The 21,587-nt window shown below is 69.9% G+C and carries 23 protein-coding genes; 10 read left to right on the top strand and 13 right to left on the bottom strand.

Features of this window, described 5'->3' with window-relative positions; translation table 11 throughout:
* Position 1: 1 nt before the first annotated feature.
* From NRB56_RS04470 to NRB56_RS04480, 3 genes are all read right to left on the bottom strand, one after another.
* On the bottom strand, positions 2-1,477 hold the full coding sequence (locus NRB56_RS04470; protein WP_194290723.1) for a serine hydrolase domain-containing protein: 1,476 nt from the start codon (positions 1,475-1,477) through the stop codon (positions 2-4).
* A 558-nt stretch (positions 1,478-2,035) separates the two neighbouring features.
* Positions 2,036-2,671 (bottom strand): maleylpyruvate isomerase N-terminal domain-containing protein, encoded by a 636-nt coding sequence (locus tag NRB56_RS04475; protein WP_153339225.1) that lies wholly within the window; start codon positions 2,669-2,671, stop codon positions 2,036-2,038.
* Positions 2,672-2,795: 124 nt separating this feature from the next.
* Positions 2,796-3,191, bottom strand: a complete 396-nt coding sequence (locus tag NRB56_RS04480; protein ID WP_153339226.1) for a cupin domain-containing protein — start codon at positions 3,189-3,191, stop codon at positions 2,796-2,798.
* A 52-nt stretch (positions 3,192-3,243) separates the two neighbouring features.
* On the opposite strand from NRB56_RS04480, the gene NRB56_RS04485 reads away from it, so the two are divergent.
* Complete coding sequence (locus tag NRB56_RS04485; RefSeq protein WP_153339227.1) at positions 3,244-4,254, top strand: GlxA family transcriptional regulator; 1,011 nt, start codon at positions 3,244-3,246, stop codon at positions 4,252-4,254.
* Positions 4,255-4,367: 113 nt separating this feature from the next.
* On the opposite strand, the gene NRB56_RS04490 is transcribed toward NRB56_RS04485, so the two are convergent.
* Entirely contained in the window at positions 4,368-4,562 is a 195-nt protein-coding gene (locus NRB56_RS04490; protein WP_319942543.1) for a DUF3046 domain-containing protein, read from the bottom strand.
* 152 nt (positions 4,563-4,714) lie between these two features.
* Between NRB56_RS04490 and NRB56_RS04495 the strand changes: the two genes are divergently transcribed.
* From NRB56_RS04495 to NRB56_RS04505, 3 genes are all read left to right on the top strand, one after another.
* Entirely contained in the window at positions 4,715-5,239 is a 525-nt protein-coding gene (locus NRB56_RS04495; RefSeq protein WP_319942544.1) for a CGNR zinc finger domain-containing protein, read from the top strand.
* A gap of 306 nt (positions 5,240-5,545) precedes the next feature.
* Positions 5,546-6,037 carry a hypothetical protein gene (locus NRB56_RS04500; protein WP_153339229.1) on the top strand — a complete coding sequence of 164 codons (492 nt, stop codon included), beginning with the start codon at positions 5,546-5,548 and terminating at the stop codon, positions 6,035-6,037.
* Positions 6,030-6,230: a DUF6186 family protein gene (locus tag NRB56_RS04505; RefSeq protein ID WP_153339230.1), complete on the top strand. Its 201-nt coding sequence runs from the start codon at positions 6,030-6,032 to the stop codon at positions 6,228-6,230. Before NRB56_RS04500 ends, NRB56_RS04505 begins: the two co-directional genes overlap by 8 nt.
* A gap of 365 nt (positions 6,231-6,595) precedes the next feature.
* Here NRB56_RS04505 and NRB56_RS04510 read toward each other — a convergent pair whose 3' ends face one another.
* Positions 6,596-7,759 carry a glycosyltransferase gene (locus tag NRB56_RS04510; RefSeq protein WP_153339231.1) on the bottom strand — a complete coding sequence of 388 codons (1,164 nt, stop codon included), beginning with the start codon at positions 7,757-7,759 and terminating at the stop codon, positions 6,596-6,598.
* A 168-nt stretch (positions 7,760-7,927) separates the two neighbouring features.
* Between NRB56_RS04510 and NRB56_RS04515 the strand changes: the two genes are divergently transcribed.
* A complete protein-coding gene (locus NRB56_RS04515) occupies positions 7,928-8,470 on the top strand; it encodes a YaeQ family protein (protein ID WP_153339232.1) in 543 nt (180 codons plus the stop codon).
* A gap of 205 nt (positions 8,471-8,675) precedes the next feature.
* On the opposite strand, the gene pheT is transcribed toward NRB56_RS04515, so the two are convergent.
* The 3 genes from pheT to NRB56_RS04530 all read right to left on the bottom strand — a co-directional run bounded on the left by pheT (position 8,676) and on the right by NRB56_RS04530 (position 13,922).
* A complete protein-coding gene (pheT, locus tag NRB56_RS04520; RefSeq protein ID WP_319942545.1) occupies positions 8,676-11,183 on the bottom strand; it encodes a phenylalanine--tRNA ligase subunit beta in 2,508 nt (835 codons plus the stop codon).
* A gap of 37 nt (positions 11,184-11,220) precedes the next feature.
* Entirely contained in the window at positions 11,221-12,282 is a 1,062-nt protein-coding gene (pheS, locus tag NRB56_RS04525; RefSeq protein WP_319942546.1) for a phenylalanine--tRNA ligase subunit alpha, read from the bottom strand.
* Positions 12,283-12,500: 218 nt separating this feature from the next.
* A complete protein-coding gene (locus NRB56_RS04530) occupies positions 12,501-13,922 on the bottom strand; it encodes a DHA2 family efflux MFS transporter permease subunit (RefSeq protein WP_153339233.1) in 1,422 nt (473 codons plus the stop codon).
* Positions 13,923-13,989: 67 nt separating this feature from the next.
* Here NRB56_RS04530 and NRB56_RS04535 point away from each other — a divergent pair, with 67 nt between their 5' ends.
* Positions 13,990-14,667: a TetR/AcrR family transcriptional regulator gene (locus NRB56_RS04535; protein WP_227837173.1), complete on the top strand. Its 678-nt coding sequence runs from the start codon at positions 13,990-13,992 to the stop codon at positions 14,665-14,667.
* A gap of 114 nt (positions 14,668-14,781) precedes the next feature.
* Here the strand turns inward: NRB56_RS04535 and NRB56_RS04540 are convergent, their stop codons facing one another.
* The 4 genes from NRB56_RS04540 to infC all read right to left on the bottom strand — a co-directional run bounded on the left by NRB56_RS04540 (position 14,782) and on the right by infC (position 17,088).
* A complete protein-coding gene (locus NRB56_RS04540) occupies positions 14,782-15,585 on the bottom strand; it encodes a TrmH family RNA methyltransferase (protein ID WP_153339234.1) in 804 nt (267 codons plus the stop codon).
* Positions 15,586-15,679: 94 nt separating this feature from the next.
* A complete protein-coding gene (gene rplT / locus NRB56_RS04545; protein WP_019928060.1) occupies positions 15,680-16,060 on the bottom strand; it encodes a 50S ribosomal protein L20 in 381 nt (126 codons plus the stop codon).
* A 73-nt stretch (positions 16,061-16,133) separates the two neighbouring features.
* Positions 16,134-16,328, bottom strand: a complete 195-nt coding sequence (gene rpmI / locus NRB56_RS04550) for a 50S ribosomal protein L35 (RefSeq protein ID WP_153339235.1) — start codon at positions 16,326-16,328, stop codon at positions 16,134-16,136.
* A gap of 67 nt (positions 16,329-16,395) precedes the next feature.
* Complete coding sequence (infC, locus tag NRB56_RS04555; protein WP_319942645.1) at positions 16,396-17,088, bottom strand: translation initiation factor IF-3; 693 nt, start codon at positions 17,086-17,088, stop codon at positions 16,396-16,398.
* A 357-nt stretch (positions 17,089-17,445) separates the two neighbouring features.
* On the opposite strand from infC, the gene NRB56_RS04560 reads away from it, so the two are divergent.
* The 3 genes from NRB56_RS04560 (at position 17,446) to NRB56_RS04570 (ending at position 19,482) form a co-directional block, all read left to right on the top strand.
* Positions 17,446-17,784: a DUF1844 domain-containing protein gene (locus NRB56_RS04560; protein ID WP_153339236.1), complete on the top strand. Its 339-nt coding sequence runs from the start codon at positions 17,446-17,448 to the stop codon at positions 17,782-17,784.
* 187 nt (positions 17,785-17,971) lie between these two features.
* The gene (locus tag NRB56_RS04565; RefSeq protein WP_153339237.1) at positions 17,972-18,196 is read left to right on the top strand and encodes a hypothetical protein; all 225 of its coding nucleotides are present in this window, start codon (positions 17,972-17,974) and stop codon (positions 18,194-18,196) included.
* Positions 18,193-19,482: a hypothetical protein gene (locus NRB56_RS04570; protein ID WP_153339238.1), complete on the top strand. Its 1,290-nt coding sequence runs from the start codon at positions 18,193-18,195 to the stop codon at positions 19,480-19,482. Before NRB56_RS04565 ends, NRB56_RS04570 begins: the two co-directional genes overlap by 4 nt.
* 152 nt (positions 19,483-19,634) lie before the next feature.
* On the opposite strand, the gene NRB56_RS04575 is transcribed toward NRB56_RS04570, so the two are convergent.
* Positions 19,635-20,087 carry a MarR family winged helix-turn-helix transcriptional regulator gene (locus NRB56_RS04575; protein WP_319942547.1) on the bottom strand — a complete coding sequence of 151 codons (453 nt, stop codon included), beginning with the start codon at positions 20,085-20,087 and terminating at the stop codon, positions 19,635-19,637.
* 75 nt (positions 20,088-20,162) lie between these two features.
* Between NRB56_RS04575 and NRB56_RS04580 the strand changes: the two genes are divergently transcribed.
* Positions 20,163-21,569 carry an MFS transporter gene (locus NRB56_RS04580; protein WP_319942548.1) on the top strand — a complete coding sequence of 469 codons (1,407 nt, stop codon included), beginning with the start codon at positions 20,163-20,165 and terminating at the stop codon, positions 21,567-21,569.
* Positions 21,570-21,587 lie beyond the last annotated feature (18 nt).

The following is a 21,587-nucleotide window of genomic DNA, read 5'->3' on the forward strand; positions in this document are numbered from 1 at the left end:
GTCACGACCCCGCGGCGCAAAAGGCCGATTGATCACCGATGGCAGCGAGCAACGGGCACATCCAGCCGGTGTCGGCGATCCGCCACGCGCCGTCCCGATCGCCGAACATCATCACCATGGGTGCGGTGGTGTTCGGATCCCTCAAGGTGAGGGCTGCGGCCATGCGGCCGCGGCCCACGTCGGTGACCCGGTCGACGGTCACGGTGGTGTGCGTGAACGCGTGGGCCACCTTGATGAGCAGGTCCGGGTCGCGCTCCTCGCCGAGGACGTGCAGGGGTTTCGCCGTCGGCGGAGTCGCCGGATCCAGTGTCTGCCGCAACTGCTCGGTCAGCACCGCGGAGCTGGGGACCGGCGGTGTCGCTCCCCTGCCGTCGGTGAGCCCCGGCACGGTGCCCGGATACAGTTCGGCCACGAGATCGGCCCAGATGAAGTCCGCGTTGACGGGGAATACGGGCGTCAGCTCCGGCGTGTTCAGGTTGATCGCGACCGCGATCGCGACGTCACGATCGGGCAGATACCGCACGGCGGTGAGGTAGCCGAGAACGGCTCCTCCATGCCCGATCCAGGACCCTTCACGCATCAGTCCGAGTCCGTACTCGCCCCCGCTCATCGGGGTGAATTGCGTTCGCAGGCGGAATGTCTCGGGTTTCAGCAACGCACCGCGGCCCAGTGCGCGCGCGTAGATGGCGAGGTCACCGATGGTCGAGACCATGGACCCGGCCGCGCCGAAGGTCGACGGCGTGGTCCGCGCGGTGACCTCGGTCAGTACATCACCGTCGTAGGCGTACCCGGCGCTCGACGGAACGGGCATGGTGGCGTCCGCGGGATATTCCGTCCGGTGCAGCCCGAGTTCGGCGACGACCTCGTCGAGCACCGCACCGATCGGCCGCCCGGTCACCTTCTCCAGCACCAGGCCCAGCAACAAGAACTCCGAATTCGAATACACCGTCCGGACTTTCGGCGGCTGAGCTTTCTCCGGATGGGCCCGGATAACCCGCAACGCGTCATCGATGCTCCAGGCTCGATCGGCGGGCTTCGCCCGGACCTGCGAGGCGAACTCCGGATCGGTGCTGTAGTCGTACACCCCGCCGCGCATTCCGAGCAGATCGCGCAGAGTGATGGTGTCCCCGTGGGGAATTCCGTCGACATATCTGCTCAGCCGATCATCCGCCGAGAGTTCGCCCGCATCGACGAGCCGCAGCACGGCCGTCGCGGTGAACGTCTTGGTGATGCTGCCGATGCGGAAGTGATCGCCGGCGTCGGCCGGGTGCCGAGTGGCGACATCGTCCACACCGTATGCGCGCGTGAATGTCCCGTGGCGGGGGTCGCTGATCGCCACGGCCGCCCCCGGGATCAGACCGGCGTCGATATCAGAACGCACGATCGCATCGACCCTGGTCGCGAGATCCGCCGGAAAACTGTCGATCCGCGGCCGGACCGCGGCGCCGCAACCGGTCGTGAGCGCGATGGCCGTCACGGCGGCGACGATCAGACCGACCCTGGGCAATACACGCCGAACACTGTGAACCACAACGATTCCCTCCCCCACCCCGGACCCCGGAGCGCCTCCGACTCGACAGTAACATCCGCTGCCGAGCCGGTTTCGAATCCGAGGTCCGGGCGGACCGGGGCCACGCGAACAGGCCGGGACCGTCGGCGGTTTCTCCCACGCGGTGCGGTGGCCGGCCGCGACGCGTGCACCTGGATGTCGTTATGGGCGCGAACCACTCGCACGGTGACAGCGGTGACGCACCACTCGCACGGTGACAGTAGTGGCGCACCACTCGCACGGTGACAGTAGTGGCGCACCACTCGCACGGTGACAGTAGTGGCGCACCACTCGCACGGTGACAGTAGTGGCGCACCACTCGCACGGTGACAGTAGTGGCGCACCACTCGCACGGTGACAGTGGTGGCGCGGTCGGCGGCGTCGAATCGGGTTGGCCGACACCGGTTCGCATTCGAGGTTTCGACGCATGCCACCACTGCGCGGGGGGCCGAATCGAAAGCCGGGCTCGGCGTCGGCGAGCGCTGCTCAGATGCCTGCGATGGTGCCGGGAGCGCGTTCGGCGCGGCTCAGGGCACGCAGCACCGCCACCTGTCCGTGCCGCACGACCGCCAGCCTCGACAGCAGGTCGAGCACGGGCTCGAAGGCCTCCGCAGGCAGCAACGGGGTCGGGATCTCGGCGCTGACCGCCAAATCGTCGGAGTGCAAGGCGATCTCCATGATCCGGGTCAGCAGGAAGTCATCGAGCAGCATCGGCATGCCGCCGGGAGTCGGGACGACCCGGCTCAGCTGTTCGGCGGCCAGCGCCACCTGCTGACCGGCCAGCGCCGTGTCGACCTGGCTCACCAGCGCTCCGACACCGCCGGAGGCCGCGGCCGCGCTGCCGTGCCGGATCCGCACATTGCTCTCCCCGTCCAGATCCGTGTGGAATGCGGCGGCGTGCGTGAAGAATTCGGGAACCGATACCGGGATCTCGTCCGGAACCTCGGCCGCGAGCGCACGGGACACCTGGAGCACCTGGGATCCCAGATGCCCGGCCAGCCCGTGCACCCCGAACTCCGGCAATACGCTCGGCCGATCCCACGCCGCGGCGACCGCGGGGTCACCCAGCAGCGCCGCCGCCGACCCCGCCGCTTCCAGGTACGCCGCTCTGATCGGGATCATCGCTTCCCCTCCGAAACATCAAGGCGGGCAGGCCGAGTCGTCCGGACTCGACACCCTCGGACATCACGCCGGCCTAGTTCTGCGGGCGGCACACCGGCTACGCGAATCCGCCGGGGGCCACTCGTCACCGATCCAGCGCATGCCCGGTGGTCACGTCGACGTATGCGGGTACCGCCTCGTGCCGGTCGCCGACGGTGGAGGTGCCGGTCGGTTCGAACAGCAGGATCGACGCACCGGCCGGGGCGGACGGCTTGTGCTCGACGCCGCGCGGCACCGTGAACACCGCACCGGTCGGCAGGTGCACGGTGCGCTCCCCCGCGGGTTCCCGCAGGCCGATGTCCAGGTGCCCGTCGAGCACCAGGAAGAACTCGTCGGTGTATTCGTGGACATGCCAGACGAATTCGCCGCGCAATTTGGCGATACGCACGTCGTAGTCGTTGACCCGGGTCACGATGCGCGGGCTCCACAGCGCGTCGAACGAGGCCAGGGCGGCGGTGAGGGTGATCGGTTCGGTACTCATGGGAGCATCCTGACCGGTTGTCCGCACCGCCGGTGAGTGCTAGGAATCGCACATGCCGCATGATTTCTCGCATGTCCGGCCGCCGCGGGTGGTGGTGATCGTGGACGAGAATTCGAATCCGTTCGAACTCGGTTGTGCCACCGAGATCTTCGGGCTGCGCCGCCCGGAGCTCGGCCGCGAGCTGTACGAATTCCGGCTCTGCGCACCCGAATCGGAGACGCCGATGCGAGACGGCTTCTTCACGCTCACCCAGGTCGCGGATCTCGGAGCGGCCGAGGACGCCGACATCCTGATCGTCCCCAATCGCCCGGATGTAGAGGTGCCACGACGGCCCGCGGTGCTGGCCACCATCCGCCGCGCTCACGCCCGTGGCGCCAGGCTGGTCGGATTCTGCAGCGGCGCTTTCACTCTCGCCGAGGCCGGGATACTGGACGGGCGACGGGCCGCGACCCACTGGATGTGGGCGGACCGATTCCGCGCCCGTTTCCCCGCGGTCCGGCTCGAACCGGATGTGCTCTTCGTCGACGACGGCGACATCCTCACCGCCGCAGGCAGTTCCGCCGCACTGGATCTCGGCCTGCACATCGTGCGCCGCGACCACGGCGCGGAGATCGCCAATGCCGTGGGCCGTCGGCTGGTGTTCGCCAGTCATCGCGACGGCGGCCAGAAGCAGTTCGTCGAACGCCCCGTCCCGCACATCCCCGACCGCTCCCTCGCACCGGTCCTCGCCTGGGCACAACAACGGCTCGACACCCCGCTCGCCGTCGCGGATCTCGCGACCCGAGCCGCCGTCAGCCCCGCCACCCTGCACCGCCGCTTCCGCGCCGAACTGGGCACCACCCCGCTGGCCTGGCTACTGGCCGAGCGAATCACACTGGCCTGCAGGCTGATCGAACAGGGCGAGAACCGCTTCGAGGTCGTGGCCCGCCGCACCGGCCTGGGCACCGCCGCCCACCTGCGCACGGTCATGCGCCGGCACACCGGCCTCACCCCGTCCGGATACCGCCACCGCTTCGGCCCCGCACCGGACCCGAGCCTTTCACCCGGTCGACCGGCCGCGTAGGCCTCTACGGGTTCCGGCGCGATGCGCTCGGGAAGGTCCCGCACCGGCTTGTCACCGCGGCGGTGGCCGCGACGATCTTCGCGCCGGGTCACCTGCGGTTGCGATGGGGGGCGCTACCAGCGGGTGCGGGGAACGTCGAACTCGGCACAGAGGGCGCGCCACACGTCGCGGGGATCGACGCCCGCCTCGATGGCCTGCGCGCCGGTGCGGCCGTTCATGGACAGCAGCGTGTGGTCGGCGAGCAGAGCGTCGCCTCGGGCGACGCCGAACTCGGTGTGCAACAACTCGTGGAATTCGGTCAAGCGCACCGCGCCAGGGTACTCGCCGCGATCTCGAACCCCGAATCGGACCGTTGCCGGGCGCTGTCGGATCGGGACCCATTCCCAACCACTCAATTACTTTCACTGGTTAGTATGGTGCGCATGCCCCTGCCACCCGGCGTCTGCGGTTAATGTCAGGCGTGCTCGATCCCCGCCCGCACCTCGGCGAACCACTCGCACTGGACCTGCTCAACACCCGATGGATGACCGCCGACGAGCCGCAGGATCTGTTGCATGATGTGGCCGGATTGGACAGTTGGCTCACCACCAACACACTCGCAGACCGCTGCCGGAGCGACGAGCCGACGCTGCGCGCATTGCGGCACGCTCGCGAGGCGATCCTGACGGCCGTCCGGATCGGATCCACAGAGTTCGACGACCTGAACGACGTGCTCGCCCATGCCCATATCCGCCGCACCCTCACCGCCACGGGACCCGTCGACGTTCCCGAGGTCCCCGCTACGGAGTGGCTACCCGGCTGGCTGGCCGCCGACAACCTGCTCCACCTGCTCGCCGACGCCCCGCACCGCATCAAGAAATGCGACCACCCCCGCTGCATCCTGTTCTTCTACGACACCTCGAAGAACGGCACCCGGCGCTGGCATTCCATGTCCACTTGCGGCAACCGGGTCAAAGCCGCCCGGCACCAGGCGAAGAAGACCTGAATCCGCGCCTTACCCCGGGATCGCCCTCGGCCCCACAGCGGAGTATCGGCGCCGGGGCTGCGGCACCCCGATTCCGCAGCCGATTCGCGCGGCACCGGCGCGGAGGTATCGCTGGTCCACGCCGACCAGACGCAGCCGGACCCTGAGGTCTCGGGCCGGCCACACACGCGGTCCGCTGCCCCTGCGCTGCGGAGAGGGTCGGCGTCCACAGGCCGACGATGTCGAGGTGGGCAGCCCTCGGTCGACGACACTCGACACCTGCGTTCGATGATCGGCGCACACCGGCAGACGCCCTATCCTGCCCCCATGACCTTTGAGCCGGTCACCGGATCCGCCCGTGCCGGACACCGTGTCGGCCTGATCGTGATCGCGATCGCGGTGGCGGGGTTGGGCGCGACCACACATCCTTTCGACCGGATGGCGACGGTATTGGTGGCCGGTTGCACCCTCGCCGCTCTGGTCCGCGCGTTCCGTACCCCCGGCCGGCCCATGCGCGCGGATACCCGGACACGTCGCGGCCTCGGGCTCTGGACCGTGCTCACGGTAGCTCTGCTGACCTGGGAGGTGTTCGCCTGGGCGCATCAGGCACGCTGGTCCGTTCCGGACCCCGCGCACCCCACGATCTCGACTCTGCTCGGCCCCTACCTCGACCACGGTCCCTTCCGGATCGCCGGATGGTGCGCCTGGCTCGCCGCCGGATGGCTCCTGACGCGACCCCGGATCGGTAATTCCACTGTCGCACAACCAGATTCGATTCACGGCAACGATCGGGACGCCGAAAGTCACAGCGGTGAGTGACCGGCAACTCGTCATCGCCGGATTCGTCACCGTCCTGATCGTTGCCGTGGCCGCGGCCGTCGTGTCACGGTGGCAACGAGCCAAGGTGGCCTCGCTCGGCGAAGTGGTCGACAACCTCACCGGCCCGCGCACTCTGCGGCTGGTAGCCGTAGCGCTGTGGGGCGTACTGGGCTGGCATTTCCTCGCTCGGTGATCACAGAGCGAGGTGGACGCGGTCGCCGTGGGCCCGGTTGCCACCGGCACCCCGCTCGCGAGCATAAGCGATCACGAATGTTGTACCGGAGAAGGAACTTTCGGCCGACAGCCACGCGAGCCTGCTGTCACAGCGAGTGTTTCCGCACCGTCGCGCCACCCTGACACGAAGCCCCCGTCAGCGTGCCGACACGAAGCCCCCGCCGTCAGCGTGCCGACACGCAGCCCCTGCCGTCAGCGCGCCCGTCACGAAGCCCCGCCGTCAGCCGCGCCCGACACGCAGCCCCCGCCGTCAGCGCGCCCGTCACGAAGCCCGGCCGTCAGCGCGCCCTTCATCTGTCGCACCGGCCCGTCGCAGACAATCCGCTAACGAGCCCGCACGGTTTCCGCGACGCGGTGACAGATCTCGACCGGATCCGAAACTTCCGCAGCGGTCGCCGCGGCGGCCCCGGCGGCACGGCGGTAGGCCGGGTCACCAAGAATGCGCTGCACCGCATTTCGGACCGCCGGACCGTCGAAGGGCCGCACCAGCACCGAACCGCCTTGGCGGGCAGCACGGTTCGCGAGCTCCCATTGGTCGCCACCGCCGGGAACCGTGACGATCGGAACGCCGGCGGACAACGTCTTCGCCAGCAGCCCGTGGCCGCCGCCGCCGACAACCACGTCGGCATGCCGGAGCAGCTCGTCCTGTCGGCCGAGTCCCGCTGTGGCCCAAGGAGGAATCTCGACCGGCGGGGTGTCCAGCATCGACACCACCACCCGCACACCGGCTCCGTCCAGGGCGGCCAGGACCGTCTCGGCCATACTTCCCACGCCGGTCGCGGCGGTCGACGGCGCCACCATGACCAAGGGGTCGTCACCGGGAGGCAGAGGTAGGACAGCGTCGGTCGGCTCCCACAGCAGCGGGCCGATCAGCCGCGCCTCGGCCGGCCAATCGGGGCGTGGCGACTCCAGTGCGGGCAGCGTGGCGATCAGGCGAGCCGCGGGGCCCGGATCCGCTTCGGGCAGTCCGATACTCGCACGCGCGGCCGCGCGCTGCCGATCGCCGAGCGCGATCGCACGCGCGGTCATCCTGCGCAGGAACGCATCTCGGGCCCGGCCGCGCAGTCCCACTCCGGGCGCGAGTCCACTTCCGATGGGCGGCAACCCCTTCGACGGCAGGTACAGCGGGTGCGGTGACAGCTCCACCCAGGGAATGTCCAGCCGTTCGGCGGCCATTCCTCCGCCGACGGTGAGCACATCCGACACCACCAGGTCCGGCCCCCACTCCCGCAGGTCCGGCAGGATCTCGGTGGAGATGTGCGCGGCACGGTCGTGGATCCGCTGCCCGGCATCGGCGTCGTCGTCCCCGGCCCGGGGCGCGAGGCCCTTCAGCCGCCGTACCTCGATCCCGGCGCCCTCCGCCGCCTCGAACCAGCGCGGCCCGGTGAACAGCACCGGATCGTCGCCCGCCGCGCGCAGTCGCAGGCACAGCGCGATCGCCGGGAACGCATGCCCCGGATCGGGTCCCGCCACCACCGCTACTCGCATGCCCACACCCTGCCACACCCGGCTGCCCGGGGCGGCCCGGCATCACCGGTCCCCGAGACGTCGCAGGACACGGTAGAAGTCGCCCGCATCGAGCGGCGGTGATCACCCGGGCCATGTCGCCGACCCCGGCGTTCCACCGGCCGATCCGGTCGATAGGGTCCTACTCCTATGGCCCTCAGCGCAACCGTGTACAACTTCTCCGTCCAACTCGCCGATGTCGATCGCGGCGTGTACGAGGAGCTGGATCTGCGGGTCGCGCGGCATCCGTCGGAGAGCGCCGAGTTCATGGTCACCCGGCTGCTCGCGTACTGCCTGGAGTACCGGGAGGGCATCGCGTTCAGCGACGGCGGTGTGTCGTCGGCCGACGAGCCCGCGGTGCTGGTCCGGGATCTGACCGGCCGTCTCACCGGGTGGATCGAGGTCGGCGCACCGGACGCGGAACGGGTGCACCGGGGCAGCAAACTGGCCGACGACATCGCGATCTACACCCATCGCGATCCGGCCAAGGTGCTCGCCGGGCTGGCCGGGAAGCGGATCCACCGGGCCGGGGAGATTCCGTTGTACAGCTTCGACCGGGCGTTCGTCGACGCCGCGGTCGCGGTGCTCGACCGGCGGAACACCGCCGCGCTGTCCGTCACCGAACGGTCGCTGTACCTGGACATCAACGGCAGCGACCTGAGCACCCCGGTCGAGGAACATCGGCTGAACTGAACGACGCGCGATGATGGTGACCCACATCACAAGGCGGACATCGGAATAGAACGCGCGGAAGTCCCGTTGACCATGACTGCCGGCGCCCGAACACCCCCGGGCCGCACCCTTTGTCGCTACGAGCGACCACTCGCCGAGAGGCGGTTGTGGGGCGTCGGTCTTCTCGCACCGCCGCCGAGCACACGCTCGGCGGCGGTTTTCGTCGTCAGCTCCGCAGCAACGCGCCGACCGCGGTGGCGGCGGAGGCGACCGCCGCGTCGCGGGCCGCGCTGGCCTCGTCCTCGGTCAGGGTGCGATCGGTGGCGCGGAAGCGCAGGGCATAGGTGAGGGATTTGCGGCCCGCACCCGCCTGCTCGCCCTCGTACACGTCGAACAGCGTGATGTGCTCGAGCAGATCACCGGCGCCGGAACGCAGGGCCGTCTCGACCGCGGCCGCGGGTACGGCCTTCTCGACGCTCACCGACACATCCTGGAGGACGGCCGGGAAGGCGGAGATCACCGGCGCCGGCCGGGATTCACGCACAGGCAACGCGTCCAGGTCGATTTCGAGTGCGCAGGTCCGCAGCGGCAGACCCGAGCGTTCCAGCACCGCCGGATGCAGCTCACCGGCGTATCCGACGACCGTGCCCTCGACGCTCAGTTCGGCACAGCGGCCCGGATGGAACGGCAGATGCGCGGCGGCCCGGCGCTCGATCGTGACCCCGGCGGCGTCGGCGACGGCGTCGGCGAGTGCGAACGCGTCGGCGGCCTCGGCGATCCGGCCCGGCCCCCACGGTCCGCGCGGTTCGCGGCGGCCGGTGAGTACGGCCGCCACGTGCACCGGCTGTTCCGGCAGGGAATTCAGCAGGGCGGTGACCTGCTCGTCGCTGGGCCGCCGATCGACCGGAAGCGGCGGGACCGGGGCGGTGTTCGGGGTGGCGAGCACGACCTGGCCGATCGCGTAGAGCGCGAGATCACGCTCGCCGCGCGACAGGTTGCGCACGGCCATCTCGAACAGGCCGGGCAGCAACGTGCTCGACAGCTCAGCCTTCTCGGCGTCGAGCGGGTTGAGTACGCGCAGCGTGTCGCGACGCGGGTCGTCGGGGTCCAGGCCCCAGGTGTCGAAGACACCTTCCTGCATGAACACCGGCGACGGCACTTCCACCGCACCGGCGAAGGCCAGCGCCCGGCTGACCGCGCGGCGGCGGCGCTGGGCGGCGGTGAGGCCGCGGCCCGCGGGCGCGGTCGGCAGCACCGACGGGATCTGCTCGAGACCCTCCAGTCGCAGCACCTCCTCGACCAGGTCGGCGGGCTGGGTCAGGTCCGGCCGCCAGGTCGGCGGGGTGACCACCAGCTGGGCGTGGCCGGACGTCTCGTCGACGCCGACCTCGACCGTGCAGCCGATCTGGGTGAGCCGGCGCGCGGAGGTGCCGGTCGGGTAGACGACGCCGGCGATGCGGTCGGCGAGATCGATATCGATGCGGATCGGCGCGGGCGCCGGGACCGGCACCTGGACATCGGTGAGGACCGGCTCGACCGTGCCGCCCGCGATCCGGGCGAGCAGGGTCGCGGCCCGATCGAGGGCGGCGACGTTGACCGCGGGGTCGACGATCCGCTCGAACCGCCGCGACGCCTCCGAGGAGAGCTTGTGCCGCCGCGTGGTGCGGGCCACCGCGACCGGATTCCAGGTCGCGGCCTCCAGCAGGATGTCGGTGGAGGCCGCGCCCACCTCGGTGCTCGCGCCGCCCATGACACCGGCCAGCGAGACGACGCCGCTGTCGTCGGCGATCACCACGTCCTCGGCGTGCAGGGTGCGCTCGCTGCCGTCCAGCGTGCGCAGCGTCTCGCCGGTGTGGGCACGGCGCACCACCAGCCCACCGCGGACCTTCGCGGCGTCGAAGGCGTGCAGCGGCTGGCCCAGTTCGAGCATGACGTAGTTGGTGACGTCGACCGCCGGGGAGATCGGCCGCACGCCGGACAGCAGCAGCCGCCGTTGCAGCCACCACGGGCTGACCGCGGCCGGATCGATGCCGGTGACCCGTCGCATCGCGAACCGGGTGCACAGCGACTCCGGCTCCAGCCGCACCGGCCACGCCTCGGCCGCCACCTCGGGCAGGGTGCGCGCCGCCGGATCGACGAATTCGAGGTCGAAGCCACAGGCCAGCTCGCGGGCGAGACCGCGCACGGAGAACGCGTAGCCGCGATCCGGCGTGATCGCGAGTTCCACGACGGTGTCGTCGAGACCGAGCAGCAGGTTGGCGTCGGCGCCGGGCAGCGCGGTGCCGGGCTCGAGCACCAGGATGCCGGAGTGGTCCCTGCCGATCCCGAGTTCGGCGACCGAGCAGATCATCCCGTTGGAGACCTGCCCGTAGGTCTTGCGCGAGCTGATCGCGAATCCGCCCGGCAGCACACCGCCCGGCAGCACCACCACGACCAGATCGCCGACCGCGAAATTCCGTGCGCCACAGACGATTTCCTGGAGGTGATCGGGAATCCCGATGTCCACCCTGCAGAATCGGATCGGCTTCTTGAACTCGGTGAGCTCGGTGATCTCGGCGACCCGGCCGACCACCAGCGGATGCGGGAGGTCACCGGTGATGCGCTCGAGGGTGTCGATCTCCTCGACCTCGAGCCCGACCCGGATGAAACCGGCCTCGAGTTCGGCCGGGGTCACCGACCATTCGGGGGTGGCCCGCTGCAGGATCTCCGTCAGCCAGGACTGCGCTACTCGCACGTGACGTTTCGCTTTCCTTCGAATCGAGCAGGTTGGTTCAGGACTGGACGCCGAACGGCAGCGTGAATCGCACGTCGCCCTCGACGATGTCGCGCATGTCGGTCAGGCCGTTGCGGAACTGCAGGGTGCGTTCCATGCCCATGCCGAACGCGAATCCGGTGTACACGTCGGGGTCGATGCCGCTGGCGATCAGCACCCGCGGGTTGACCATGCCGCAGCCGCCCCACTCGACCCAGCCGGCGCCGCCCTTCTTGTCCGGGAACCAGACGTCGACCTCGGCGGAAGGCTCGGTGAACGGGAAGAAGCTGGGCCGCATACGGGTCCGGGTATCGGGCCCGAACAGCGCGCGGGCGAAGGCGTCCAGGGTGCCGCGCAGGTGACCCATGGTCAGGCCCTTGTCGATGGCCAGGCCCTCGACCTGCGAGAACACCGGGGTGTGGGTGGCGTCGAGTTCGTCGGTGCGGAACGTGCGGCCGGGACAGACCACGTAGATCGGCAGCTCGCGCTCCAGCATCGAGCGCACCTGCACCGGCGAGGTGTGCGTGCGCAGCACCTGCCGCGACCCCTCCGGCGCGATGTGGAAGGTGTCCTGCATGGTCCGCGCGGGATGATCCGGCAGGAAGTTGAGCGCGTCGAAGTTGAAGTGCTCGGTCTCGACCTCGGGACCCTCGGCGACCTCCCAGCCCATCCCGACGAACACGTCGGCGATGCGCTCGGACAGCACGGTGATCGGGTGCCGCGCGCCGACGGGGGCCCGGCCGGCCGGGAGGGTGACGTCGATGGTCTCGGATACCAGCACCGCGGCGTCGCGGGCGGCCTCGAGCTCGGCGCGGCGGGTCTCGTAGGCGTCGGACACCCGGCCGCGGGCCACGTTGACCCGCTTGCCCGCGTCGGCCTTCTCCTCCTTGGGCAGCGTGCCCAGGGAGCGCTGGGCCAGCGCGATCGGCGACTTGCCACCCATGTACTCGGTCTTCGCGGCCGCCAGCGCATCCAGATCGGCGGCCGCGGCGAACGCCCGCTGCGCCGCGTCGGCCGCGGCGGCGAGCGCCTCCTCGGTCAGCGCCGCTGTCGGATCCGCTGGTGCGTTGTCGTCGGCCACGATGGTTCGTCTCCCTGACTGGTACACGTCCGGCTGGTTGTCTGCCTCATTCTTGCCGGTCGCATCGTAGACAATCCAATCAGGCCGCCTCATCCGGTTTTCACGACCGGTTCCGGGACGGGTCTCCGCATGCCACTCGGTGGGCCGCGCGCGTTCGGCCCGGGACAGCGTACGCCCCACCCGACCGGCGTCGGATGGGGCGTACGGGCACGTCGCGACTACTGCGCGGCGACGATCCGGCGCGGCAGCAGCAGCGCCAGCACCGCGCCGACCGCGACGATCACCGCGCCGACCGTCACCGCGGGCCGCAGCCCGTCGACGTACTGTTCACCGCCCAGGTACGAGCCGTAGGAGGCGAACACCGAGGCCAGGACCGCGATGCCGAGAGCCACGCCGACCTCGCGCAGGGTGTTGCTGGTCCCGGAGGCGACGGCTTGGTCCTGCGGCGCGGCGCTGGACATGATGACCGTGGCGCCCGGTGCGAAGGTCAGGCCCATGCCGATCCCGGCGAGCACGAACGGGCCGACGAAGGCGCCGAAGGTGGTGTGCACCGTCACCACCGCGGCAATCCAGCCCAGCGCGATCGCCTGCAACGCCTGACCTGCGACGATCAAAGTGCGCGCACCGACGCGATCGACCACCAGCCCCGCGATCGGGGCCACAACCATCGGCGCCAGCGTCCAGGGCAGGGTGCGGATTCCCGACTGCAACGGATCCAGGTGCTGCACCACCTGGAAGTACTGGGCCAGCAGGAAGATCGAGCCGAAGACTCCCACCCCGAACGTGAACGTGGTGATGTTGGCGATGCCGAAGGCCCGGGACCGGAACAGCCGCAGCGGCAGCAGCGGATGCGGGGTGCGCAGCTCCCAGGCGATCAGCCCGGCCAGCAGGACGACGCCGGCGATCAGCGCGACGAGCACCCGGCCGGCGGTCCAGCCGTCGTCGGCGCCGTGCACGATGCCCCAGACCACCGCCAGCACGCCGGTCGATCCGAGCACCAGGCCGGGCAGGTCGAAACGTCCTGTGCCACCGTAGGATTCGGAGAGCACCCGGGCCACGAACGGCAGCGCGAGGATGCCGATGGGCACGTTCAGCCAGAAGATCCACTGCCAGTTCAGCCCGTTGACCACGGCCCCGCCGATCACCGGGCCGAGCGCCACGCCGAGGCCGGACAGGCCGCCCCAGATGCCGATGGCCGCGCTGCGCATCTTCTCCGGGACCGCGGCCGAGAGCAGGGTCAGCGACAGCGGCATGACCGCGGCGCCGCCGAAGCCCTGCACCGCTCGCGCGGTGATCAGCATCCACGGCTCGGTGGCGAGCGCACACGCGGCGGAGGCGGCGGTGAACACCGCGATGCCGATCAGGAACATGCGCTTGCGGCCGATCCGGTCCCCCAGCGCGGAGGCAGTGAGCAGCAGCGAGGCGAACGACAGTGTGTAGGCGTTGACGAACCACTGCAGATCGGCGAGCGAGGCATCGAGTTCCTGCTTGATCACCGGCAGGGCGTTGGTCACGACCAGATTGTCGAGCGTGACCATGAACATCGGGATGCCGACGGCGAGCAGCACGGCAGCGAGAGATCGGGGCGCACGAGGGCGCGCGGCGGTGGCGGACGACCCGGAGTCGAGGGTTGTGGTCATGACCGAGATCCTTTGTTGTTATCCACTGATAACTTGCCGCCTGCCAGAGTATGCATTGACTGATAACATGTCAATGGACGCCGGGTCCGGCATCCCGGGAGACGGGTCGCGCCACACCCGGTGGCAGGATCTGATCGCGGATATCGGAAGACCCGGCAGCGAGAAGGAGGACGAGATGGCAGCGCCGCGCACCCGTCTGACCGCCGGCGAACGCAGTGAGCAGGTGCTCACGGCAGCGGTGGTCGCCTTCGCCGAATCCGGTTATGCCGCAACGAAAACCGATGAGATTGCGCGTCTGGCGGGGGTCTCCCAGCCGTATGTGATCCGGCTGTTCGGCAGCAAGCAGCAACTGTTCGTGGAGAGCGTGCAGCGGGCCTGCGACCGCGTGGAGGAGATCTTCCGGACCGCGGCCGCCGACGTGGGCCCGGACGCGAGCCCGGAGGACAGACTGCATTCGCTGGGCGCGGCCTACGACGTATTCCTGACCGAACGCGAACTCCTGATGCTGCTCCTGCACGGCTTTGCCGCGAGTGGCGACCCGGTGATCGGCGACCGAACTCGGGATCGCTTCGGCCGCATCTATCGGCTGGTACGGGATCTCACCGGGGCCTCCGCCGAGGAGGCCCGCGACTTCATGGCCAAGGGCATGCTGCTCACCGTGCTGGCCGCGATGCAGGTGCTCGGGCCCGGCGCCCGGGTCTGCGACTGGGCCACGGAGCTCCTCGAAAATTTGGTCGACGAATAAGCGTGCGGCCCGGACCGCACATCGGCGGCGAGCCGCCGCGCCGGATCCGCCGACTCCCGATGCCGCACCGCGCCGGATCCGCCCGCTCCCGGTGCCGCACGGCACCGGACCCGGCTACTCCCGGTGCTGTACCCGGGCGCCGGCGTAGAGGCAGATCGCCGCTGCCGCAGCGAGATTCAGGCTCTCGGCGCGCCCGTGGATCGGGATACGGATCCGATGGTCGGCCCGGCGCGCGATCTCCGGATCGAGGCCGTGCGCCTCGTTGCCGAACAGCCACGCCACCGGACCGGCGAGGATCTCATCGGCGTCGTCGAGATCGACCTCGCCGCGAGCCGTGGTTGCCAGCACCGCGACACCGGCTTCACGCAGGGCCGCGAGCACCACGTCCACATCACGTTCCCGGGCGACCGGGACGTGGAAAAGGCTTCCGGCACAAGCGCGTACACATTTGCCGTTGTGCGGATCGACCGAATCCCCGGCCAGCACGACCGCATCCGCGCCGACGGCGTCGGCCACCCGGATCAGGGTTCCAGCGTTACCCGGATCGGCGATCTCGACCGGCACCGCGAGCGTCCGGGGCCGCCCGTCGAGCACCCGTTGCAACGGCACGTCCACCGTGCGGCAGACGGCGACCAGGCCGGGCGGGGTTACCGTCTCCCCCAGCATCTCGGCGGCCCGCTCGCTGACCTGGGTGGTACGCACCCCGAGCGCCGCGGCACTCGCCACCAGGGCATGCTCGCGTTCGGCGGCGCGCGCCGAGTAGAACAATTCCTCGACCCGCTCGGTGTCCAGCGCCGCCTCGACCGAGTTCGCCCCCTCCGCGAGGAACCGGCCGGTCTTGCGGCGCTGCGGCGCACGATGGAGTTTGACGGCGGAGACGACTCGCGGATTGCGCCAGTCGATGGCGTCGGCGCTCATGACCTCCGACCGTTCGACAGCACGCAACGACCCGCGGGTTGCGCTCGGAAAGCGCGTCCGCGGGTCGTTGCGAAATGCTTCGGTGTCACCCGGCTCAGGCGGCCGGCGCGTTGACATCCTCCGGCAGGGCGGCCTTGGCGACCGCGACCAGACCGGCGAACGCCTCGGCGTCGGAGACGGCGAGCTCGGCGAGGATCTTGCGATCGACCTCGACACCCGCGGCCTTCAGACCCTGGATGAAGCGGTTGTAGGTGATGTCGTTGGCGCGGGCGGCCGCGTTGATGCGGGTGATCCACAGCTGGCGGAAGTCACCCTTCCGGGCCCGGCGGTCGCGGAACGCGTAGGTCAGCGACTTGAGCTGCTGCTCCTTGGCCTTGCGGTACAGCCTGGAGCGCTGTCCGCGGTAGCCCTTGGAGGCCTCGAGAACGGTACGGCGCTTCTTCTGAGCGTTGACGGCCCTTTTGACGCGTGCCACTTGTCAGTTCCTTGTTCGATCGAGGGGCGCGCGAGGCGCCCGGGGGTCGGTGGGTAGCTCGAGGAGAGCGGGCTCAGAGACCGAGCAGCTTCTTCACGCGGCGGACGTCGGGGGCCGCAACGACCTCCGTGCCTTCCAGACGACGAGTCCGGCGGGAGGACTTGTGCTCGAACAGGTGGCGACGGTTCGCCTGCTCACGCAGCAGCTTGCCGCGACCGGTCACCTTGAATCGCTTCGAGGCGCCGCTGTGGCTCTTCATCTTCGGCATGGATTCCTCAATCTGTCTCATTGCCGGCGGCCTCGCGACACGCGAGGCCCGCCGTCAGTGGTATCGGTTACTGCGGGCTGTCCGCTTCCGCGGGGACCGCGTCGGGCACCGTCACAGGCACCTGCTCCGGCGCCACGTCGGGAACGCCGTTGGCGGCCGATTCCCGGTGCGAAACCGTCTGCTGTGCCTTCGCCCGCGTCTTCGCGCCCTTGTGAGGCGCGAGGACCATGGTCATGTTCCGGCCGTCCTGCTTGGCCGACGTCTCGACGAAGCCGAATTCGGCGACATCGGAAGCCAGCCGCTGCAACAGCCGGAAGCCCAGCTCGGGTCGCGACTGCTCGCGACCACGGAACATGATCGTCACCTTGACCTTCGAGCCTGCTTGCAGGAAGCGAAGGACATGGCCCTTCTTCGTCTCGTAGTCGTGGTCGTCGATCTTCGGACGGAGCTTCTGCTCCTTGATCACGGTCTGCTGCTGGTTCTTCCGGGACTCGCGTGCCTTCTGCGCCGTCTCGTACTTGAACTTGCCGTAGTCCATGATCTTACAGACCGGCGGTCGCGCGTCCGGCGCGACCTCGACCAAGTCGAGATCGGCTTCCTGCGCGACGCGCAGTGCATCTTCAACACGCACGATCCCTACCTGTTCACCGCCCGGTCCGATGAGTCGAACCTCGGGAACACGAATACGATCGTTGATGCGGGTCTCAGTGCTGATGGGGCCTCCTAGGTCAAGCGGTGTCGTCCAACGACCGCAAGCTATAACTGCAACCCCATATCCAACACGAAAGCCCCGCTGCGGTATTTCACCGCCACGGGGCCCGATGTCGACCGGTCACCGACGCGAACCCACGCGTCGACCCTCCGCGGGCATATCGCCCCGCGCAGGAACCCGTCCGTATCGGACGGGCGACCGGACCGTCCGGCCTGGTGTGAACCGGCGAACGGTGGGAGTCGGGCTCCACTTATGGCCCCGGACCTGCCACAGAAGTGCTGCTGATGCGACACTATGACTGGACCGGGGCGGTCGTCGCCGTACAGCTTAACACCCCCGCGCGCCATCATCCCAATCGGGCAACCCCGCGACCAGGCATATCGACGTCGGTGCCATGCTACCGGCATGAGCAATCCGTCGGAGACCGTGCGCGAGCTGGCCGAGATCCCCGCAGTGGAGGTCATCAGCCGGGCGGCGGTGATGCTGATGAGCTCGGCCGCCGAGAAGCTCGGCCTCGCCGACGACGACCCGCAGGCCAGCCCGCATCTGGATCTGGATGAGGCGCGTCGCCTCATCACCGCCCTGGCCGGCCTGATCACCGCCTCGGTCGAATACCTCGGCCCGCACGCCGGCCCGCTGCGCGAGGGACTGCAGGCCCTGCAGCGCGCGTTCCGGGAGTCCTCCGCGCATCCCGACGCGCCGGGGACCGGGCCGGGCGAGAAATACACCGGTCCGGTGTACTGAAATGCCTCCCGGCACGGGTAACCCGGGAGTGGCGCGATCATCGTGAGCGGGCCACTCTTGGTGGCGACCGCCAATTCGAACCCCGGGAAGGCTGGCCCGGTGCACAGATTTGGGCGAATGCCAGGATTTGCCCGCCCATTCGAGGGGTAATAGAGGCTGGCGAAGGAGTACCCGATCCAGGAGCACCATGACTGCCCGACGCGAGCTCGAAGAGGCACTACACGGCCCGGTTGCCGCGCTCGACTTCCTGTCCGAAGCCGAGACCGCGGATCTCCTCGAGCTGTTCGAGGGCGCCCGGCAGCGTGAGGTCGCCGCGCTGTCCGAGGCGGTGGATCGGATGGTGCACGCACTGCCCTGGCCACTGGGACCGACGACGAAGCGGATCATGTTCGGCCACTCGCTCGATCGATGAGCAGCCTGATCGTCCGCGCGCAGATCATCCTGCTGGCGCGCACCCTGCACGTGGCCCCGGAGCGGCTGGCCCATCTCGAACGCCTGGGCCCGGACCGGCTGCACGAGTTGCAGCAACGCGCGAGCGCGGCGTTGTTCGAGCATCACGGCGAAACCTTCACCCGGATCAGCCGATTGGTGCCGCTGATCCCACTGGGTATCTCGATTCCGTTGGTACAGAAGCTGATTCCGCCGATGCTGACCGGCCGGGCAGCCGGCGCGGTGGGTGTCGAACATCCGCGCAAGGCCGCGGAGACGATGACCATGTTGCATCCGCTCTACGCCGCCGACTGCGCCCCCTACATGGACCCGCAGACCGTCGGGCAACTCGCCGACATCGCGCCGCCCGAACCGGTCCTCGAGGTTGTCAACGAATTGCTGCGCCGACGGGACTACATCACCGCGGGACCGTTCCTCGCCTATGCCACACCCGCGCTGATCGAGGCCGTCGAACGCGGCGTGCCCGACGACGCGGGGCTGATCTTCTCCGCGGCCTTCGCGTACTCCGGGACGGCGGTCAGCGCCATCGTGCGGCAGTTCCTGACGGGCCGGCGCATTCCGCGCATGGTGCACACGGTGCTGAACGGTCCGCCCGATCTGCAGGCGGCGGCCATCACCGTGTTCTCCCGCTGCGAACCCGATGTGGTGACGGCCGTCGGCGATATCCTGTTCGACCTCGCACCCACCGCCGGGATCGGCGCGCTGATCATCGCGGCGGTCCGCGGCGGCGCGGGCGCCGAACTGCTGACCTTCGCGGGCCGGCTCAGCCCCTCCGCGCTGCGCAAACTCGCGGGCAACCCGGTGCTGTACGACGGCGCCGTACTGCCGACCCTGGTCGGCACGCTCGCCACGAACAGCCGGGCCGACAGCTGGCGCGGACTCGGCGAGTTGTCGATGCGGATGGATGTCGACACCCGCCGCTACGTCGCCCGCTGGATCTCCGAACTCCCGGACGACGCGGTCCGCGAACTGCCGACCCACGCCACCGAGACCGAGCTGTGGCCCTCGCTGCTGCGCCTGGTCGCCGTGGCGGACACCGATGTACAGAACCGGTTCGGCGCGGTGTGGGCGACCCTGCCGCCGGAACGACAGGCCGGGCTGCAACGGCACATCCACGAGTACCAGATGGACAACCGGCTCGCCGCGATCACCGCCGCCGGGCAACCGATGTCGGTGGAAGAGGTGTTCTTCCGGCGCCGGCGCATGGGCCGCCATCGCGGGCCCGAGGAGGACTGGAAACTCGGCTGAACGGGCCGCGTCCGGGGCGGCGGCGCGGCCGCAGTGGGCTGCGGCTCGGGTGCGGCCTCGCCGGAACACGAACCGGCCGAAGGCAATCCGGCGTTGTCCTCGTCGTGACCGGTGACAATGATCGGTGCGGCCGGGACGGCCGGACCAAGTGATCATCGGGTACCACGGCGGGAACGGCGAGTGTCGACGTTCGCGGTCAAGGTGTTCAGCAGGCCGGGGAGTTCGGCGACGGTCCGGGCGGGCAGGCCGGCGACGGTTTCGTCGGCGAGGGCGCACCAGATCTCCTTCACCTCGTCCGCCAGCGCCCGGCCCGCGTCGGTGAGTTCGACGACGCTGGCGCGTTTGTCGGCCGGCGCCGGCGTGCGGCGGAGGTGGCCGGAGGCCTCGAGCTTGCGGGCCATGAGGGTGACGCTGGGCGGCTCACAACCGAGCGCCTCGCTCAGTTGCGCCTGGATCATCGGACCGTGGCGAGCCAGTTCCAGCAGCAGCACCTCCTGACCGGGATGCAGGCCCAGCGGCGCCAGCAGGGCGGCGGCGCGGGCGCGGTGCCGCAGGCTCAGCAGGCGAACGGCCTGGTTGACGGCGTCGGCTCGATCGAAGTCCACGGCCCTCCCTTGACGAATTGGTTACGCACATAACATTATGCACGTAACTATTCCGCTTGTCTCCGGGGAGTGCTCGTGGTGATCGAATCGAAGGCGAATCCCCTGTCCCGGCACGGTTCCGGCCGCTTGCTCGCGCTGGCCTGCGCCGGGCAGTTCATGGTGATCCTGGACGCGTCGGTGGTGAACGTCGCGCTCCCGTCGATCCAATGGGAGCTCGGATTCTCCCCCGGCGGCCTGACCTGGGTGGTCAACGGATATCTGCTCGCCTTCGCCGGGCTCATGCTCTCGGCCGGGCGGGCCGTGGACCTCTTCGGACGACGCCGGATGTTCGTCGCGGGGCTGATGCTGTTCTCCGCCTCGAGCCTGGTCGGCGGGCTGGCCACCGGCGCGGCGGTGCTGGTGGCGGCCCGGGTGGCGCAGGGCGCGGGCGCGGCCCTGCTCGCCCCGGCGACGCTGGCGGTGATCAACACCGGATTCGCCGCGGGCGCGGACCGGGCCCGGGCGTTCGGCGCCTGGTCCGCCGCCGGTGGTGCGGGCGGGATGGCCGGGGCGATCGTGGGCGGCGTGATCACCGGCGCGCTCTCCTGGCGGTGGGTGTTCCCGATCAACGTGCCGATCGGCGCGGTGCTGATCGCCGTGGCCGCGACCGCGTTGCCCGGCACGCCGCGCGAACGGCGGGGGCGGCTGGACCCGATCGGCACGATCACCGCGACGGCGGGTCTCGGTGCGCTCGTCTTCGGGGTGATGCGCGGCGGTGAGCACGGCTGGACATCGGGACAGACGCTGGTGCCGATCGGGGCCGGAGTCGTATTGCTGCTCGGATTCCTCACGGCGGAGCGATATCTCGCCACGTCGCCGATGATGCCGTTGCGGCTGTTCGGAATTCGCCGGACAGCGGCGGGAAATGCCATGCTGCTGTGGTTCGGCGCTGTTCCGATCGCGATGTGGTACTTCACTTCCCTGCTCCTGCAGGAGGTACTCGGGTACGACGCGCTGCGATCCGGGCTGGGCCAGACGCCCGCCGCGGTCACCTTCGTGATCGTCGCGCGCTGGGCCGCGCTCCTGCTGACCCGTTGCGGCGCAAGGGTTCCGGTGACGATCGGCAGCGGCTTCCTGCTCGCCGGTTTCGGCCTGCTGGCCCGGACGCACGCCGGGAGCGGCTATCTCACCGCCGTCCTCGGCCCGACTCTGCTCGTCGCGACCGGAATCGGACTCGTGTTCCCCACTCTCATGGCGGTGGCGACCGCGGACACCCCCGAGGCCGACGCCGGGATCGCCGGCGGCCTGGCCAACACGGCGAGCCAGGTCGGCGGCGCGGTGGCGCTGGCGGCCCTCGCCACCGTCGCGAGCACGCGAACCGGCGCCTCCGGCACGACCGCTGCCCTCGCCTCGGGCTACGACCTCGTCTTTCTGGTCGCGGCCGGAGTCGCGGCGGCACTGGCCGTCGCGGGCACGTTCTTGTCGCGACACCCGGACCGTTGACGCCCCCGGCGGTGGGCG

Origin of the sequence: Nocardia aurantia (assembly GCF_009604425.1) — a bacterium.
Classification (GTDB): Bacteria; Actinomycetota; Actinomycetes; order Mycobacteriales; family Mycobacteriaceae; genus Nocardia; species Nocardia aurantia.

Bases quoted from the DNA above. Each gene is read 5' to 3' on its own strand.
- NRB56_RS04475 (WP_153339225.1), bottom strand. From the start codon at position 2,671: ATGATCCCGATCAGAGCGGCGTACCTGGAAGCGGCGGGGTCGGCGGCG.
- NRB56_RS04480 (WP_153339226.1), bottom strand. From the start codon at position 3,191: ATGAGTACCGAACCGATCACCCTCACCGCCGCCCTGGCCTCGTTCGAC.
- NRB56_RS04485 (WP_153339227.1), top strand. From the start codon at position 3,244: ATGCCGCATGATTTCTCGCATGTCCGGCCGCCGCGGGTGGTGGTGATC.
- NRB56_RS04500 (WP_153339229.1), top strand. From the start codon at position 5,546: ATGACCTTTGAGCCGGTCACCGGATCCGCCCGTGCCGGACACCGTGTC.
- NRB56_RS04510 (WP_153339231.1), bottom strand. From the start codon at position 7,759: ATGCGAGTAGCGGTGGTGGCGGGACCCGATCCGGGGCATGCGTTCCCG.
- NRB56_RS04515 (WP_153339232.1), top strand. From the start codon at position 7,928: ATGGCCCTCAGCGCAACCGTGTACAACTTCTCCGTCCAACTCGCCGAT.
- NRB56_RS04530 (WP_153339233.1), bottom strand. From the start codon at position 13,922: ATGACCACAACCCTCGACTCCGGGTCGTCCGCCACCGCCGCGCGCCCT.
- NRB56_RS04535 (WP_227837173.1), top strand. From the start codon at position 13,990: ATGTCAATGGACGCCGGGTCCGGCATCCCGGGAGACGGGTCGCGCCAC.
- NRB56_RS04540 (WP_153339234.1), bottom strand. From the start codon at position 15,585: ATGAGCGCCGACGCCATCGACTGGCGCAATCCGCGAGTCGTCTCCGCC.
- rpmI (WP_153339235.1), bottom strand. From the start codon at position 16,328: ATGCCGAAGATGAAGAGCCACAGCGGCGCCTCGAAGCGATTCAAGGTG.
- NRB56_RS04560 (WP_153339236.1), top strand. From the start codon at position 17,446: ATGAGCAATCCGTCGGAGACCGTGCGCGAGCTGGCCGAGATCCCCGCA.
- NRB56_RS04565 (WP_153339237.1), top strand. From the start codon at position 17,972: ATGACTGCCCGACGCGAGCTCGAAGAGGCACTACACGGCCCGGTTGCC.
- NRB56_RS04570 (WP_153339238.1), top strand. From the start codon at position 18,193: ATGAGCAGCCTGATCGTCCGCGCGCAGATCATCCTGCTGGCGCGCACC.